Genomic DNA, 13929 nt, shown 5'->3' with positions numbered 1-13929 from the left:
TCTTGTATTAACTGCTTAACACAAGGTGTTATCACTGCTTCTTAGCCTTCTCAAATACTTCGTCAATTGTTCCAACAAGAAGGAATGCAGACTCCGGAAGGTCATCACATTCGCCGTCAAGAATCATCTTGAAGCCACGGATTGTCTCTTTAAGAGGAACATACTTTCCAGGAAGACCTGTGAACTGCTCAGCAACTGAGAAGCTCTGTGACAGGAAGTTCTGTACTTTACGTGCTCTGTAAACAGTAAGCTTATCCTCTTCTGAAAGTTCATCCATACCCATGATAGCGATGATATCCTGAAGTTCACGGTATCTCTGAAGCACCTGCTGAACGCCCTTGGCTACTTCGTAATGCTCTTTTCCTACGATATCAGGAGAAAGAATACGGCTTGTTGAATCAAGAGGATCAACAGCAGGGTAAATACCCTTAGATGCGATATCTCTTGAAAGAACGGTTGTAGCATCAAGGTGTGTGAATGTTGTAGCAGGAGCAGGGTCTGTAAGGTCATCGGCAGGAACATAAACGGCCTGAACTGATGTGATAGATCCCTTCTTGGTAGAAGTGATACGCTCCTGAAGAGCACCCATTTCTGTAGCCAGTGTAGGCTGATAACCTACGGCTGAAGGCATACGTCCAAGGAGGGCTGAAACCTCTGAACCAGCCTGTGTGAAACGGAAGATATTATCAATGAACAGCAGCACGTCCTGATTCTTAACATCACGGAAGTACTCAGCCATTGTAAGTCCTGAAAGACCAACTCTCATTCTGGCTCCCGGTGGCTCATTCATCTGTCCGTAAACCAAAGCGGTCTTGTCAAGAACTCCACTTTCCTTCATTTCTCCGTAAAGGTCGTTACCTTCACGAGTACGCTCTCCAACACCGGTGAATACTGAAATACCACCATGTGCCTTAGCAACGTTGTTGATCAGCTCCATGATAAGTACGGTCTTACCAACTCCGGCACCGCCGAACAGACCAATCTTACCGCCCTTAGCATAAGGACAGATAAGGTCAACAACTTTGATACCTGTCTCGAAGATTTCTGTAGCAGGAACCTGATCTTCGTATGCAGGTGCAGGACGATGGATTGGCCATCTTTCCTTGGCACCCGGATCCGGACCATTATCTACAGGATCTCCCAAAAGGTTAAATATTCTGCCCAAGCACTCGTCACCAACGGGTACGGTGATTGGACTGCCTGTATCTACAGCATCAGCTCCTCTTACAAGACCATCTGTTGAACTCATGGCAACGCATCTGACTACGTCGTCTCCAACCTGCTGAGCAACCTCTGCAATCAGCTTACGGTCATCGATCATGATTTCTATGGCATTGTGAAGATCAGGAAGTTCACCCTCTTTGTAGCGGATGTCAAGTACAGGGCCTGTAACCTGTATTACCTTTCCAACACGATTTTCACTCATTGTTAAACTCCTTATAGTTTAGTTAAAGATTAGCTTTCCGCTCCGGCCACAATTTCCGTGATCTCCTGCGTAATGCTAGCCTGACGAGCTCTGTTATAGTACAGACTCAAGGTCTCAATCATCTCTTCTGCGTTATCTGTTGCAGCTTCCATCGCAGTTCTGCGGGCAGCAAGCTCACTCGCATAAGAGATGTTGATACTGGTATAAAGAATACCCGCCAGATATTCCGGAACAATAGCATCGAACACTGTCTCACTGTTTGGTTCATATAGGATCAGATCCTTGGGCTTACCATCATTCTCTTTTACCTCAGACGAAAGGTCTGAAAGAGGAAGGAGTGAAGTAGCTGTAGGAACCTGTGACAACATGGACACGAAGTTTGTGTAGCACAGGAACACGTGTCCAAATCCGCCACCACCATATGATCCACAGATAAGCTTGGCTATCTGGAAACAATCTGAGATTGTAGTCTTGGCAACCTCAGCATATTCCTCTGTGAGAATAGGCACATTTCTGTGTTTAAAGAACTCAACAGATTTTTTACCTATAGGAAGAACTGTTATATCAGTCTTGTCCTTGATCTCTGCCTCTACAAACTTAAACAGGTTGGAGTTATAACCGCCTGCAAGACCTCTGTCTCCGGCAATTACAACGTACAGCCATTTGTCTGCATTCTCACCCGGTTTGGTGTAGATAGACTGGAAATCTGTGTTTCCGTTGGCTATATCTGTCAGTGTTGTGAGCATTGTCTCAAGGTAAGGCTTGGATTCATCAGCTCTTTCCTTGGCTTTACGAAGCTTTGAAGCTGCAACCAGCTGCATGGCCTTCGTAATCTGCATAGTGCTCTGGACGCTCTTGATTCGGAGTTTAACAGCTTTCATTGATCCAGCCATTATTTATCCTCCTTATCTGCTCTTAACAAACTTATCTGTATAAGCATCGAGCGCTGCCTTTAGCTTATCTTCTGTCTCTTTTTCAAGCTTGCCGCTCTCGCGAATCTCGCGCATTGCTGCAATTCCGGATGGATTCTGATCAAGGAAGTCATAAAGACCTGCCTCGTACTCAGCAACATCACTTGCCTCAACCTTCATCAGGATGTTATTTACAACCGCGTACAGAATAGCTACCTGCTTCTCTACAGGAACAGGGTTATTCTTGTTCTGCTTGAGGACTTCTACAATTCTTTCACCCTGAGCAAGACGCTGTTTGGTATCTTCATCAAGGTCTGAACCGAACTGAGCAAAGCTCTGCAGCTCACGGTACTGTGAATAAACAAGCTTAAGGGTTCCGGCAACCTTCTTCATAGCCTTGATCTGCGCGTTACCACCAACTCGGGATACTGAGATACCGGGGTTAACAGCTGGCATGATACCTGAGTGGAAAAGCTCTGTCTCAAGGAATATCTGTCCGTCTGTGATAGAGATAACGTTTGTAGGAATATAGGCTGATACGTCACCGGCCTGTGTCTCGATGATAGGAAGGGCTGTAAGTGATCCGCCACCATTTTCATCTGAGAGTTTAGCTGCTCTCTCAAGAAGTCTTGAGTGCAGGTAGAAAACGTCACCAGGGTAAGCTTCACGTCCCGGTGGTCTTCTGATAAGAAGTGAAAGTGCTCTGTATGCTACAGCGTGCTTGGAAAGGTCGTCATAGATACAAAGTACATGTTTTCCTTTGTGCATAAAGTACTCACCCATAGCACAGCCTGTGTATGGAGAGATGTACTGAAGTGGGCTGGGCTCTGAAGCTGTAGCTGCTACAACGATCGTGTAGTCCATAGCTCCGCCCTTCTTAAGATCCTCAACAAGAGATGTAACTGTTGAACGTTTCTGTCCAATAGCTACATAGATACAGATAACATCTTTACCCTTCTGGTTAAGGATTGTGTCCACAGCAATCGTGGTCTTACCGGTCTGTCTGTCGCCGATAATAAGCTCACGCTGTCCTCTTCCGATAGGGATCATGGAATCGATAGCCTTGATACCTGTCTGAAGTGGTTCTTTAACCGGCTGTCTTGCAATGATGCCGGGTGCCGGTGATTCTACCGGTCTGTATTCTGATGCTTCGATAGGTCCCTGTCCGTCAATTGGCTGACCAATGGCGTTAACAACACGGCCAATCATCTGCTCGCCTACAGGAACAGATACAACTCTTCCTGTACGCTTAACGGTCTGTCCTTCGCTGATACCTACATCTTCTCCGAACAATACCGCGGATACTACTGTTTCCTCGAGGTTCTGAGCCATTCCGAATGTACCATTCTCAAACTCCAAAAGCTCTCCGGACATACAGTTCAAAAGTCCGCTAACTCTGGCAATACCATCACCAACGGTAAGAACTGTTCCGGTCTCGTTCTGGATAATTGCATTCTGATAGTTCTTTATCTGGCTTCGAATGACCTCGGATATTTTTTCTGGTTTTAGTTCCATATCATCCTCCGACGTGTTTTTATTAGATGACTGTTTCGTCTACTCGTCTGCGAAGCTCGGATAACCTTCCTTTGACTGTTCCGTCAAAGAGCTGTCCCTCCAGATCTACTCTTACGCCTCCAAGGACGCCTGGATCTGTCTTCTGTTTCAAAAGAATTTTCTTACCGCTGAGCTTTTCAAGCTTCTCTTTGAGTTGTGATAACTGTGCATCATCAAGTGCAACTGCTGTAGTCACAAGGGCATCGGCGATGCCGTTTGCCTCATTGTAGCTTCTCCTAAAGCGCTTCTGGCAAGCAGAAAACTCTCGAAGGAGCCCTTTCTCTATGAGAATTTTGATAAAGTTCATAAGGTATGGCTGCAGGCTTCCGTTAAATGCTTCATCTACAAGCTGCAGTCTTTCTTTTTTGGGGACTGAAGGTTCCGATAGAAGTGTCACGTAATCGGGATTTTCTTTGAAAATCTCTTTTACCGCCTCCATCTCGCCCAGTATTTCATCCGTAAGGTTCTCTTCCGCTGCCAGATCATACAGGCTCTGCCCATAAAGATCTCCAGCACTACTCATAATTTTTCTCCTTACTTGAAATTATTAAGCTCCAACTTTATTTATAAAGTCGTCAATAAGCTTTCTGTGATCGGCTTCGTTGATCTCTTTTTCAACTACCTTGCCTGCAATATCCATTGCAAGACCACCGATTTCATCTTTGGCCTCGTTAATTGCCTTCTTCTTCTCCTGCTCAATATCTGCAGCAGCTCTGGCCTTAATGCCTGCTGCCTGCTGCTCTGCCTCCTGCACAATTGTGTCAGCTTTTACCTGTGCTTCCTTCTGTGCTTCGGAAACTATTTCAGCAGCTTCAGCATGTGCCTTGGTAAGGCTGCTTTCATACTGTTCCTTGAGAGAATCGGCTTTATCCTGGGCCTCTCTTGCCTCTCGGATCGATTTATCTGCAAGATTTCTTCTCTTCTCAAGAATGTCATTGATTGGCTTGAAAAGGAATTTCTTGATCAGAAATACCTGGATAAACAGGTTGATTATCTGAATGATAAACGTCCAGGGCACCAAAGTAACCAGTTCCTGCGTCTCTTTTGTGTCCGCAGCGAGCTGTAAAAGGGCCTGCATATCCATATTGGTCTCTCCTTTATTTTGTGCTGTGTTTCTCACCACGTATCTGCAGTAACTCGGATTGCTACACTTCGTTCTCGCAATCCGGCGTACATTCGGAAATCGTCATTTTACTTTGTAAAATGCCTTTTTTCCTCATGTCCGTTTAGTCTTCAAAGTATCAAATCCTTGCATGCAAGCATGCGTATTTGATACCTTGAATCCATTATTACTGCAGGTAGTTCATGAACATACCAGGTGCAACGAAGATAAGAAGAAGACCTGTAACAAAACCATAGATACCAGTTGTCTCAGCAACCGCACAACCAAGAAGCATAGTACCTGTTACGTCGCCCTTACACTCAGGCTGACGTCCGATAGCTTCAAGTGCCTTAGAAACCGCAGTTCCTTCACCAATACCAGGACCAATACCTGCGATAAGTGCACATCCTGCACCAATACCACATCCTGCAAGTGCAATACCTTTAGCTAGCATCTGAAAATCACCCATAATTCTTTGCCTCCTAAATGAAGTTTTTATTAGTTTTTGTATTTAGTTAAAATTTTAGGCGTGCTATCGGATTACTTCACTTCGTTCTCGTAATCCCTATATCACCCCTCCTCTGCTGCATTTGCAATATACATTACTGTCAGCATACAGAAGATAAATGCCTGCATACAGCCGGAGAACCAGTCAAAGTAAACACCGGTTACAGCCGGGATACCAATGCCTAGGATAGGAATCTTGGAAAGGAAACTTCCAACCGCTCCCGGAATCAGTCCGAATAACGCTGCTGATGCAAGTCCCAAAGCCCAGTAGATAAGTCCGTCAATAACTACACCGGAAAGAATATTTCCAAAATGACGGCAAGCCATACTTACTGGTGTTGCCAACTCTGACAAAATATTAAACGGGGTCATAACTGCAATAGGTGTAGTGAAACCCTTCAAATATCCGCCAAATCCGTTGGTCTTAATCTTGGTGGCAGTTATCATTATGAAAACAACTACTGCCCAGGCTGCTTCTGTTGATAGGTCTGCTGTTGGACTTCGCAGTCCTATGAGGCTTATCAGGTTTGATATCACACTAGTAGCAAAAAGAGCTGAAACAAACGGGATCAGCTTATCAAACTTGTTGCCTCCTGTGTTGTTACGAACAAAATTATTGCCCGTCTCAACAAGCATCTCTGCAAAAGCCTGTCTCTTCGAAATGTTTTCGACTTTAAGATCTCTCGTAAGGAAAATACACAGCCCTGTGATTATCGCCATGACAATCCAGCTTACGATAAGTGTTTCTGTCAGTTTGAAATCGCCCAGGATCGGTATTCCAGTGTGAAAGGTCTTATAAACTACCGCATAATCGACTTCGAAACCATTACTCATGCTTTCGCCTTCAACCTCCTTTCCCCGCAGACATAATCCCGCGTAGTTTTATTGTGATGCTAGGTATAAACAGCGGAACAATGCCCGCCACCAGATTAAAAACTGGAACTACTATAGCAAGTATCACCCACAGAAGCTGCATCAGAGTGCGGTAACGAAGGCTTACGCCCATTGTTTCCCTTGCCCTCTTCTCATCCTCAATGGATGTCACTTTCTGAACTGTAACTGCCATCCAGAAAAAATTTCCGACAGCGACAAAAAAGCCGACAATTCCAGCTAGAATCACCTTGTAATCAAATGGTACATAGTATCCAAATGGCAAATTCTTTGGAAGTACCATGTGCAACAAAAAAAATACAGCAAACATTATCAGTACACCGATTCCTGTACCAATAGCTATGTTGCGGGTTTCCTTCTTAACTGCATCCTGTAATTTAAACATGCTTATTAAAGTAAACCTCCCCTGAATCTCTTTCTTTTTTCTTTTTCTCTTCCCTGTGAATAACTGATAGATAGACCTTGTAGGCGGTTGTCATAGAACCACCGAGCCCCAAAACAAACCCCGGTATATAAACCCACGCACCAACAGACAATTTGGTGACCAGAAGATAACACAACAAAAGACACAATAGAAGCGGCATGAGCAGTGACAATCCCAGCTGTCCAACCATAGCAAACTGTCCTAATAACTTGGATATTTCTCGCATTTGCATCTGGTATTATTCGCTCCTTCCTCGTCACAATTTCTTCAGTCGTTAACGCTATACCGAATATATTCCGCGCATAATATGCTGATTATTCCGCCATGGCATAGTAATTGCATATAATAAAACAGTATAACAACTTAATAATACACTTTTTGGGCTTTTTCTACAACTAATGTTAGACAATTAGTGGCTTTTTCGATTTTGCGCATAAAAAAGCCCCATACCGCGTAAATCCTAGTTTTCGCGGCATAGAGCCATATAATTAATAAAACTTTTATCAAAATTTCGGTTATATTGTGCCTAACCTCATCATAAAAATAGAATATTCATCATTCTGAAAGTCAAGATCCGGTGAATTTTCTCCTCCTCCGTTGGTACTACGCTTAATCTCGGCATAGAATTCCTCACCCTGATTAATAATATCCATAACTGATAATGGTAATCCCACATCAGTCGCAATCTCGCAAAAGTCCGCAACAGGATTAGCTGACTCTCTTGTTGCAAGGAGCCTTTCCTTAAGTTCTCTGTCACTTTGTGCAATTGTCAACAGTTTCTCAAGCTTCTCTGATGTTGTCATCGTACTCTCCCTCAATACTGATAGTTTTCACCTCAAAAAAGAGGACTATAGCAAAACACAAGCAGATTCCTTGTATGCAGTGGTAAATTAAGGCAAGACACTATCAGTATCAGTGTCCATATAACTACCGATGCCATAATGAACGGAAGTCCTTTCTTCTGTTCTTTTGCAATATCAATTCTCAGTTCATCAATACTCATATGTCCTCATCCTTCCGGTAAAAGAAAGCTCCTAATGCCAGGTGATTTCATTCCTTACTTTAGGAGCTAGTTCTTATAAAAAACAATACATATTAAACTATTTCTTCATCTGCTTCTTAAGCTCTTCTAGTTCAGCCTTTAGAGATGCATTCTCATCTGCTAACTTTGTAGACAACTTTATGTGTTAGCCTAATAATAACATTGTGGGATAATGCTGACAAGTTACCTTCCTCAAGCTCCTCATCCAGTCGATCAATAATGTTCCTGAATACTTCAGCCAGATCTTCTGTTCTCTCTGCATCTTCATTAATTTACCTTAAATTACCGCCACAAATCTGTAAAATATTATATCGCATATGTGTAAGACGAGCGACCTCATAAATGTAAAACAAGATTGCGCATATATGTTAAATGAAGTATAATCATCCTTGAGGTGAATAACATATGGATAATACAGAAAAGATATATCGCAACCGAATAACTGATTCCGCGTTAGAACTAAAGCTCGAGGCTTTTGGTGCAACATTAATCGTGGGACCAAAGGGCTGTGGAAAAACAACAACTGCAAAGCATTATGCAAATAGCTATATAGAGTTTCAAGATGAAGATACCCGAGAAGGGCTTTTGTCCGTTGCTGAAAACATGCCTTCAAAGCTTCTGATCGGAGATAAACCAAGGCTGTTTGACGAATGGCAGGATGCTCCGAAGATTTGGGGAGCAATACGTAAAAGCGTGGACGACTCCGGATTAAAAGGTCAATATATCCTTACCGGCTCATCTTCCCAGAAGGTTGAAACGGCTCATACCGGAACACTGAGGATTTCAACACTTCGTATGTTTCCTATGAGTCTGTATGAGAGCGGCGAGTCTTCGGGTACCGTTTCGCTTATGGATCTTTTTGAAGGAAAGGATATCGAATGGGAAGAGTCTAAGCTGACGATTGACGACCTGATCTATGCTATCTGTCGTGGCGGATGGCCGCAAAGTATTGATGTCGAGAACAGGGAAGCTGCGCTTTCTATCGCATCTGATCTCTTTTATCAGACTTGTCATACTGATATTTCTAATATCAGCCATGTTAAAAGGAATCCTTTATGGGCAGAACGCCTGATAAGATCCTATTCAAGAAATATATGTACTTTGGCAGAAACAAAAACCATTTTTTCAGATACTTCGCAGGCAACGGGAATATCAAAGCCTACTTTCTATGATTATTTCCATGATCTTGAAGATTTATACATAATAGACGAACTCCCTGCATGGTGTCCCGCAATCCGTTCAAAAGAAGCAATCAGATCCGGTAACAAAAGAAATCTAGTGGATCCATCCATAGCAGTAGCAGCACTTGGTCTTTCGCCTGACTACTTCAATACCGATTTCAAGACCTTAGGTTTCCTTTTTGAGTCATTATGTATCAGAGACCTAAAGATTTATTCCTCCGGAATGAACGGAGAAGTCTCATATTACCATGATCGCTATGGTCTGGAAGCGGATGCAGTACTCCATCTTAAGGATGGGCGATATGCTCTGATAGAATTCAAACTCGGAAGTAAAGAAATTGATATGGGCGCCGAACATCTATGCGAGATAGAAAGACTCATTGGAGAGTACAACAAAAAGGAAAAACAGGTCCCGCTAAGACTGCCGGATCTTAAGCTTGTCATAACCGCGACTGAATATGGTTATAAGCGTGAAGACGGCGTATATGTCATTCCTATCGGATGCCTGAAAAACTAACCACTGTTATTGAAGAAAAAGATGCTACCATCGCCGAGCTTCAAGCCCACATTAAGGAGCTTGAAGCAAATAATAGTATACCTGGCTCAACCCCAAGATTTTGATGATATCTTTGACAGCAGATATACTATTCCAGATTTAAAGACCTATGAAAAAGCCGAGGCAGCATTTGCGCTATCCAACATGAATATACCCATGTGGTACTATTATGCCAAAGAGCATAAAGGCATCTGTATAGAATATGACCTTACTGATTTTAATGCCAAGAACCTCTCCTCCCCAGAAGTAATACTTCTTCCTGTTATTTATCCAGATGACAAAACTGCCAATACATACCGCTGCTCAACTTACGAGGAGAATCATGAAAATGTTATGCTTGTTAGAAACGCACTGGTAAAAAATAAAAATTGGAACTTTGAAAAAGAATGGAGACTAATTTCTGTAGAACGACCTAACATATATCAGCATCTGAAAATTCAAGCCATATACTTTGGATTAAAGACTGAGGAAGTAGACAAAAGACTTATTCTCCAATTTAACAAGGACTACAATCTTGGCATTGACATTTATCAAATGACTTTCAACAATGTAAAATTTGAAGCTAAAAATATTATCTAATCAGAACCACCGGCTTAGCCGGTGGTTTGTTCTGGCCCTATAAGGGCCTGTTGCCGGCACTGAGTCTAAAGACTCGCCGAATGGTTCGCCAGCCGCAACATCATTTTCCTACAGAGCCCCCTGGGCTCATTTTTATTTGTTTTGCTTTACCGGCTCACCCGTGAACGGGTCAATATACTCTTTTAGTGTCATTTGGTCGTACTCTAAATCCTCTTTTAACTGATTCTTTATGTACTCCTCAATTTTCTTTGCATTCTTACCTACAGTATCTACATAATAGCCTCTGCACCAGAAATGTCTATTGCCGTACTTATACTTGAGATTTGCATGCCTCTCAAATATCATAAGCGTACTTTTTCCTTTCAAGTAGCCTACGAAGCTTGATACACTCATACTCGGCGGGATCCTTACCAGCATATGTATGTGATCTGGGCATACTTCTGCCTCTATAATTTCTACACCTTTCCTCTTGCATAATGTACTGAGAATATTTGCTATATCCTGCTTGATCTGACCGTATGCAACCTTTCTCCTGAACTTAGGTGCAAATACTATGTGGTACTTACACTCCCATTTTGTGTGTGATAAACTATTCATGTCCATTTTGGACTACCTCCTGTGATTTTACTTTGGTTGGCGAACCGTAAGTAATTCTATCACGGGAGGTTTTTTACTGTAAGCTGAAGCAGCTGTTATCCCCCTGCAGAGCAGGGGGTTTATTAAAAGATGCTACACAAACAGATTGAAACCGAGGTGACGGGACATGTCTCCTCGGTTCCAATTAATGGTGTGAAAAGCTTGACTCTTGTCAAGATACCATTAAAGCAGCGTCCTGCTCTATGATAACGACGTTATGAAAGGATAGTTTTACTATAATTCTTCTGTAGCAGTTGGATGCTTACTCAGCCCTCTCAATGAGTGGACAATCCCTGCAATTCCCATAGATACGCCAAACGTCAACACCCATAGAACAAGCATCGTTCCTACCAAAGTTCCAATTCCGCCACTTTCCTGTACTATCCAAGGTTTGACAACAAACCTCTCAAGCATCATCTGTACAGGCACAAAAATATAGAACGCCCCCCGAACGCACTTGTACGCCCCCTTAAAGAAAACACTTATCCTTGGATACATCTCATCCACTCTCACACGAACCAGAAGATCAAAACCAAATAGAGCCATAAGTGATATTCCAAAATATGTCGGCTTTATAAGATAATCAATCCCTTTTGCATTCAAAAACAGCTGTGACCATACAGTCAGCACAAAAGAAAGCACAAAAAACACCACTTCCTTGCTCCCCTTGAATATCCTCTGCATATATCTCGATACCAGAAATCCCAGGCAGAAGTAAAAGAAATAACAAAATGTCCCCAAAGACTGTGGGAAACTCATCTCTCCCCCATTGGCCTGCCCATACAGATCAAGCCCCGGGAAAAGAAAAATAAGCACCCACCCAATTATCATGAGAAACCTTAGCGTTCCAACACTAAATAGCTTTAATATCATAGAAACATAGGGGGCCACAAAAAGAAACAAAATAATAAATCTGAATATCCACGCATGACCTAGCTCTACATACTCAATCAAAAAAATCTGTCTGCACATCCTTAGCGCATCAAATCCTCTTCCATCCCAGAAGTGAAGGAAAACCTGATATGCTATCACTAGCCCTATCCATGTTGCAAACGTTGGCATAAAAACCTTCTTATAGTACCCAAGCCTCTTATCCCTTCCATCAAAATCCATAGGAAGCACGTTAAAGCCAAGCATTATAAGAAGCATTGGCACAGATATCCTTCCAAGAACAAAGAAAACATACCCAAATACTCTATGGATCAAAGACCTCTCTATTACAGGAAGCATATCCTCCGAAACTTCATTAAGCCCTATCATAAAAATGGAACTGCATGCGCTCAGAAGTATCATAAGGGAAATCATAACAACACCGGCAACAGGCTTACCCTGGATGCCTCCCCCCTGCCACTTGGCAGCAAAGGCCTCAGCCCTTTGCTGTTTCTCAGCTCTACGACGTTCTCTCTCTTTCTTCCTGTATTCTTTTTGGGCATTCAAATCATCAGTAGCCACCTCTTGCACTGGCTCTACAGCAACCTGAGCTGCATCCTTCCTCTGCTCATCCTCAAGCTCATCACGCTCCTCACGGCGTCTTGTCATGGCTTCTTCGTAATGATTACAGACTGTCTCCGTATCTCCATCTTCCCTGATCTGTCCGTTCTCTATCCAGATACACCTGTCTGCTATCTCTTTAATCTGCCCCATAGCGTGTGATACTAGTACAACAGTCACGCCAGAAGCACGGAGCTCATCAAGCTTTCTGATACACTTCTCCTGAAACGCCTGATCACCAACCGCAAGGATTTCATCAATCAACAGAATATCTGCATCAACATTAATGGCAACAGAAAAAGCCAGGCGCATGTACATTCCTGACGAATAAGTCCTTATAGGATTATCAATGAATTCCTCCAACTCAGAGAACCTTATGATCTCATCGATTCTCTTATCAACCTCTTCCTTCTTGATTCCCAGGATTGATGCATTGATATAGATATTCTCCCTGCCACTCATATCAGGGTGAAAGCCCGCTCCAAGCTCAATCAGGCTCGATACCTTGCCATTAACCGTAACAGTACCCTTATTGGGATAAAGAATCTTGGTCAGCATCTTGAGCGTTGTTGATTTACCACATCCATTCTGACCAATCAGAGCCACCGTCTCTCCGCGGTATACCTTAAACGAAATTCCTCTAAGGATTTCCCTCTCCTCATACCTGGAACGTCCCGGGTTTACGAACTGCTCTTTTAACATACTTCCCTTATCAAAATAGACACGGAAGTTCTTGTACACATCATTAACTTCAATGATAGCTTCTCTAGTTGGCATCACAGTTCCTCCGCAAATCTCTTCTCAAGTACTTTGAACACAATGCTGCCTACTATGAGGAATGCAATCGCAAAGCACACTGCCCTTCCCATGTACCTCAGGTCCGGAGCCACCTTATAATACAGAATCTGCTGGAACATACTGATAATGTACAACATCGGATTACAGTAAAAGAACTTAAGAAACTTCTCGGGTATTATCTCTATGCTATAGAACATCGGTGTCACGTACATCCACACCATCATCAGTACCGACACGATATGCTCAATATCCCTAAAATACACCTCAACTGCAGCCAGCAGAAATGCCAGCCCCAGAGCAAATACATACTCAGTCAAAAGAACTGGAATAAGCCACAACTGAATCCTCAGATTGATACCCCATCCAGAGATCAACAAAATACTATAGATAATGCCAAAAGAGATAAGAAGGTTTACAAAATTCACAGTAAGCGAAACTATAGGCAGAATCTGCCTTGGAAAATAGACTTTCTTAACCAGGTCGCCCTGATACCTGACGCTTCCAAGCCCCTGGAGAACACCTCCAGTAAAAAAATTGAACGGAAACATACTAACAATCAGATACAAATGGAACTTCTCAATTCCACTTCTAAATATCTGTGAAAAGACAAATGCATACACCAGAATCTGCATAAGCGGATTGATGTATGTCCATAAGAATCCAAGTACAGAACCCTTATACTTTCCTCTAAGTTCTCTATGTGTTAGTTCAAAGATCATATCTCTGAATATCCAAATATTCTTGATATCAGTTATGAACATAGAAAACACCTCACCCAAATGCTAAAACATATAGTTTCATAGGAGAAACAAACCACTACCAATACTGACA

Annotated in this window: 16 protein-coding genes; 2 read left to right on the top strand and 14 right to left on the bottom strand. The window is 42.7% G+C overall.

Features of this window, described 5'->3' with window-relative positions; all coding sequences use genetic code 11:
* Positions 1 to 31: 31 nt before the first annotated feature.
* The 11 genes from atpD to BPR_RS20685 form a co-directional block, all read right to left on the bottom strand.
* The gene (gene atpD / locus BPR_RS00885) at positions 32 to 1426 is read right to left on the bottom strand and encodes a F0F1 ATP synthase subunit beta (RefSeq protein ID WP_013279577.1); all 1395 of its coding nucleotides are present in this window, start codon (positions 1424 to 1426) and stop codon (positions 32 to 34) included.
* Positions 1427 to 1455: 29 nt separating this feature from the next.
* Positions 1456 to 2319: an ATP synthase F1 subunit gamma gene (atpG, locus tag BPR_RS00880; RefSeq protein ID WP_013279576.1), complete on the bottom strand. Its 864-nt coding sequence runs from the start codon at positions 2317 to 2319 to the stop codon at positions 1456 to 1458.
* 12 nt (positions 2320 to 2331) lie between these two features.
* The gene (gene atpA, locus BPR_RS00875; RefSeq protein WP_013279575.1) at positions 2332 to 3852 is read right to left on the bottom strand and encodes a F0F1 ATP synthase subunit alpha; all 1521 of its coding nucleotides are present in this window, start codon (positions 3850 to 3852) and stop codon (positions 2332 to 2334) included.
* 22 nt (positions 3853 to 3874) lie between these two features.
* Complete coding sequence (gene atpH, locus BPR_RS00870) at positions 3875 to 4414, bottom strand: ATP synthase F1 subunit delta (RefSeq protein WP_013279574.1); 540 nt, start codon at positions 4412 to 4414, stop codon at positions 3875 to 3877.
* A gap of 24 nt (positions 4415 to 4438) precedes the next feature.
* A complete protein-coding gene (gene atpF, locus BPR_RS00865; protein ID WP_242662175.1) occupies positions 4439 to 4975 on the bottom strand; it encodes a F0F1 ATP synthase subunit B in 537 nt (178 codons plus the stop codon).
* Between the two features lie 205 nt (positions 4976 to 5180).
* Positions 5181 to 5462, bottom strand: coding sequence for an ATP synthase F0 subunit C (gene atpE / locus BPR_RS00860; protein WP_013279572.1), 282 nt, complete (start codon positions 5460 to 5462; stop codon positions 5181 to 5183).
* Positions 5463 to 5563: 101 nt separating this feature from the next.
* Complete coding sequence (locus BPR_RS00855; protein WP_013279571.1) at positions 5564 to 6334, bottom strand: F0F1 ATP synthase subunit A; 771 nt, start codon at positions 6332 to 6334, stop codon at positions 5564 to 5566.
* A 10-nt stretch (positions 6335 to 6344) separates the two neighbouring features.
* On the bottom strand, positions 6345 to 6776 hold the full coding sequence (locus BPR_RS00850) for an ATP synthase subunit I (RefSeq protein WP_013279570.1): 432 nt from the start codon (positions 6774 to 6776) through the stop codon (positions 6345 to 6347).
* Positions 6769 to 7047 (bottom strand): AtpZ/AtpI family protein, encoded by a 279-nt coding sequence (locus tag BPR_RS00845; RefSeq protein ID WP_013279569.1) that lies wholly within the window; start codon positions 7045 to 7047, stop codon positions 6769 to 6771. The genes BPR_RS00850 and BPR_RS00845 overlap by 8 nt, the downstream gene beginning before the upstream one ends.
* Before the next feature lie 283 nt (positions 7048 to 7330).
* Positions 7331 to 7618, bottom strand: coding sequence for a hypothetical protein (locus tag BPR_RS00840; RefSeq protein WP_013279568.1), 288 nt, complete (start codon positions 7616 to 7618; stop codon positions 7331 to 7333).
* A gap of 32 nt (positions 7619 to 7650) precedes the next feature.
* Positions 7651 to 7818: a DUF7010 family protein gene (locus tag BPR_RS20685; protein WP_154649883.1), complete on the bottom strand. Its 168-nt coding sequence runs from the start codon at positions 7816 to 7818 to the stop codon at positions 7651 to 7653.
* A gap of 444 nt (positions 7819 to 8262) precedes the next feature.
* Between BPR_RS20685 and BPR_RS00835 the strand changes: the two genes are divergently transcribed.
* Positions 8263 to 9555, top strand: coding sequence for an ATP-binding protein (locus BPR_RS00835; protein ID WP_013279567.1), 1293 nt, complete (start codon positions 8263 to 8265; stop codon positions 9553 to 9555).
* Positions 9556 to 9564: 9 nt separating this feature from the next.
* Positions 9565 to 10173, top strand: a complete 609-nt coding sequence (locus BPR_RS00830) for a DUF2971 domain-containing protein (RefSeq protein ID WP_207636480.1) — start codon at positions 9565 to 9567, stop codon at positions 10171 to 10173.
* Between the two features lie 132 nt (positions 10174 to 10305).
* On the opposite strand, the gene tnpA is transcribed toward BPR_RS00830, so the two are convergent.
* From tnpA to BPR_RS00815, 3 genes are all read right to left on the bottom strand, one after another.
* On the bottom strand, positions 10306 to 10776 hold the full coding sequence (gene tnpA / locus BPR_RS00825; protein WP_013279565.1) for an IS200/IS605 family transposase: 471 nt from the start codon (positions 10774 to 10776) through the stop codon (positions 10306 to 10308).
* Between the two features lie 267 nt (positions 10777 to 11043).
* A complete protein-coding gene (locus tag BPR_RS21520; protein WP_013279564.1) occupies positions 11044 to 13077 on the bottom strand; it encodes an ATP-binding cassette domain-containing protein in 2034 nt (677 codons plus the stop codon).
* Entirely contained in the window at positions 13077 to 13859 is a 783-nt protein-coding gene (locus BPR_RS00815) for an ABC transporter permease (RefSeq protein WP_013279563.1), read from the bottom strand. Before BPR_RS00815 ends, BPR_RS21520 begins: the two co-directional genes overlap by 1 nt.
* Positions 13860 to 13929: the final 70 nt, after the last annotated feature.

The sequence above is a fragment of the Butyrivibrio proteoclasticus B316 genome, from assembly GCF_000145035.1.
Lineage (GTDB): Bacteria > Bacillota > Clostridia > Lachnospirales > Lachnospiraceae > Butyrivibrio > Butyrivibrio proteoclasticus.
This window is presented reverse-complemented; position numbering and strand designations above follow the sequence as displayed.

Coding starts and splice junctions, on each gene's coding strand:
- BPR_RS00840 (WP_013279568.1), bottom strand. CDS start 7,618: ATGACAACATCAGAGAAGCTTGAGAAACTGTTGACAATTGCACAAAGT.
- atpD (WP_013279577.1), bottom strand. CDS start 1,426: ATGAGTGAAAATCGTGTTGGAAAGGTAATACAGGTTACAGGCCCTGTA.
- BPR_RS21520 (WP_013279564.1), bottom strand. CDS start 13,077: ATGCCAACTAGAGAAGCTATCATTGAAGTTAATGATGTGTACAAGAAC.
- BPR_RS00835 (WP_013279567.1), top strand. CDS start 8,263: ATGGATAATACAGAAAAGATATATCGCAACCGAATAACTGATTCCGCG.
- BPR_RS00855 (WP_013279571.1), bottom strand. CDS start 6,334: ATGAGTAATGGTTTCGAAGTCGATTATGCGGTAGTTTATAAGACCTTT.
- BPR_RS20685 (WP_154649883.1), bottom strand. CDS start 7,818: ATGAGTATTGATGAACTGAGAATTGATATTGCAAAAGAACAGAAGAAA.
- tnpA (WP_013279565.1), bottom strand. CDS start 10,776: ATGGACATGAATAGTTTATCACACACAAAATGGGAGTGTAAGTACCAC.
- atpG (WP_013279576.1), bottom strand. CDS start 2,319: ATGGCTGGATCAATGAAAGCTGTTAAACTCCGAATCAAGAGCGTCCAG.
- atpA (WP_013279575.1), bottom strand. CDS start 3,852: ATGGAACTAAAACCAGAAAAAATATCCGAGGTCATTCGAAGCCAGATA.
- atpF (WP_242662175.1), bottom strand. CDS start 4,975: ATGGATATGCAGGCCCTTTTACAGCTCGCTGCGGACACAAAAGAGACG.
- BPR_RS00815 (WP_013279563.1), bottom strand. CDS start 13,859: ATGTTCATAACTGATATCAAGAATATTTGGATATTCAGAGATATGATC.
- atpH (WP_013279574.1), bottom strand. CDS start 4,414: ATGAGTAGTGCTGGAGATCTTTATGGGCAGAGCCTGTATGATCTGGCA.
- BPR_RS00850 (WP_013279570.1), bottom strand. CDS start 6,776: ATGTTTAAATTACAGGATGCAGTTAAGAAGGAAACCCGCAACATAGCT.
- atpE (WP_013279572.1), bottom strand. CDS start 5,462: ATGGGTGATTTTCAGATGCTAGCTAAAGGTATTGCACTTGCAGGATGT.
- BPR_RS00845 (WP_013279569.1), bottom strand. CDS start 7,047: ATGCAAATGCGAGAAATATCCAAGTTATTAGGACAGTTTGCTATGGTT.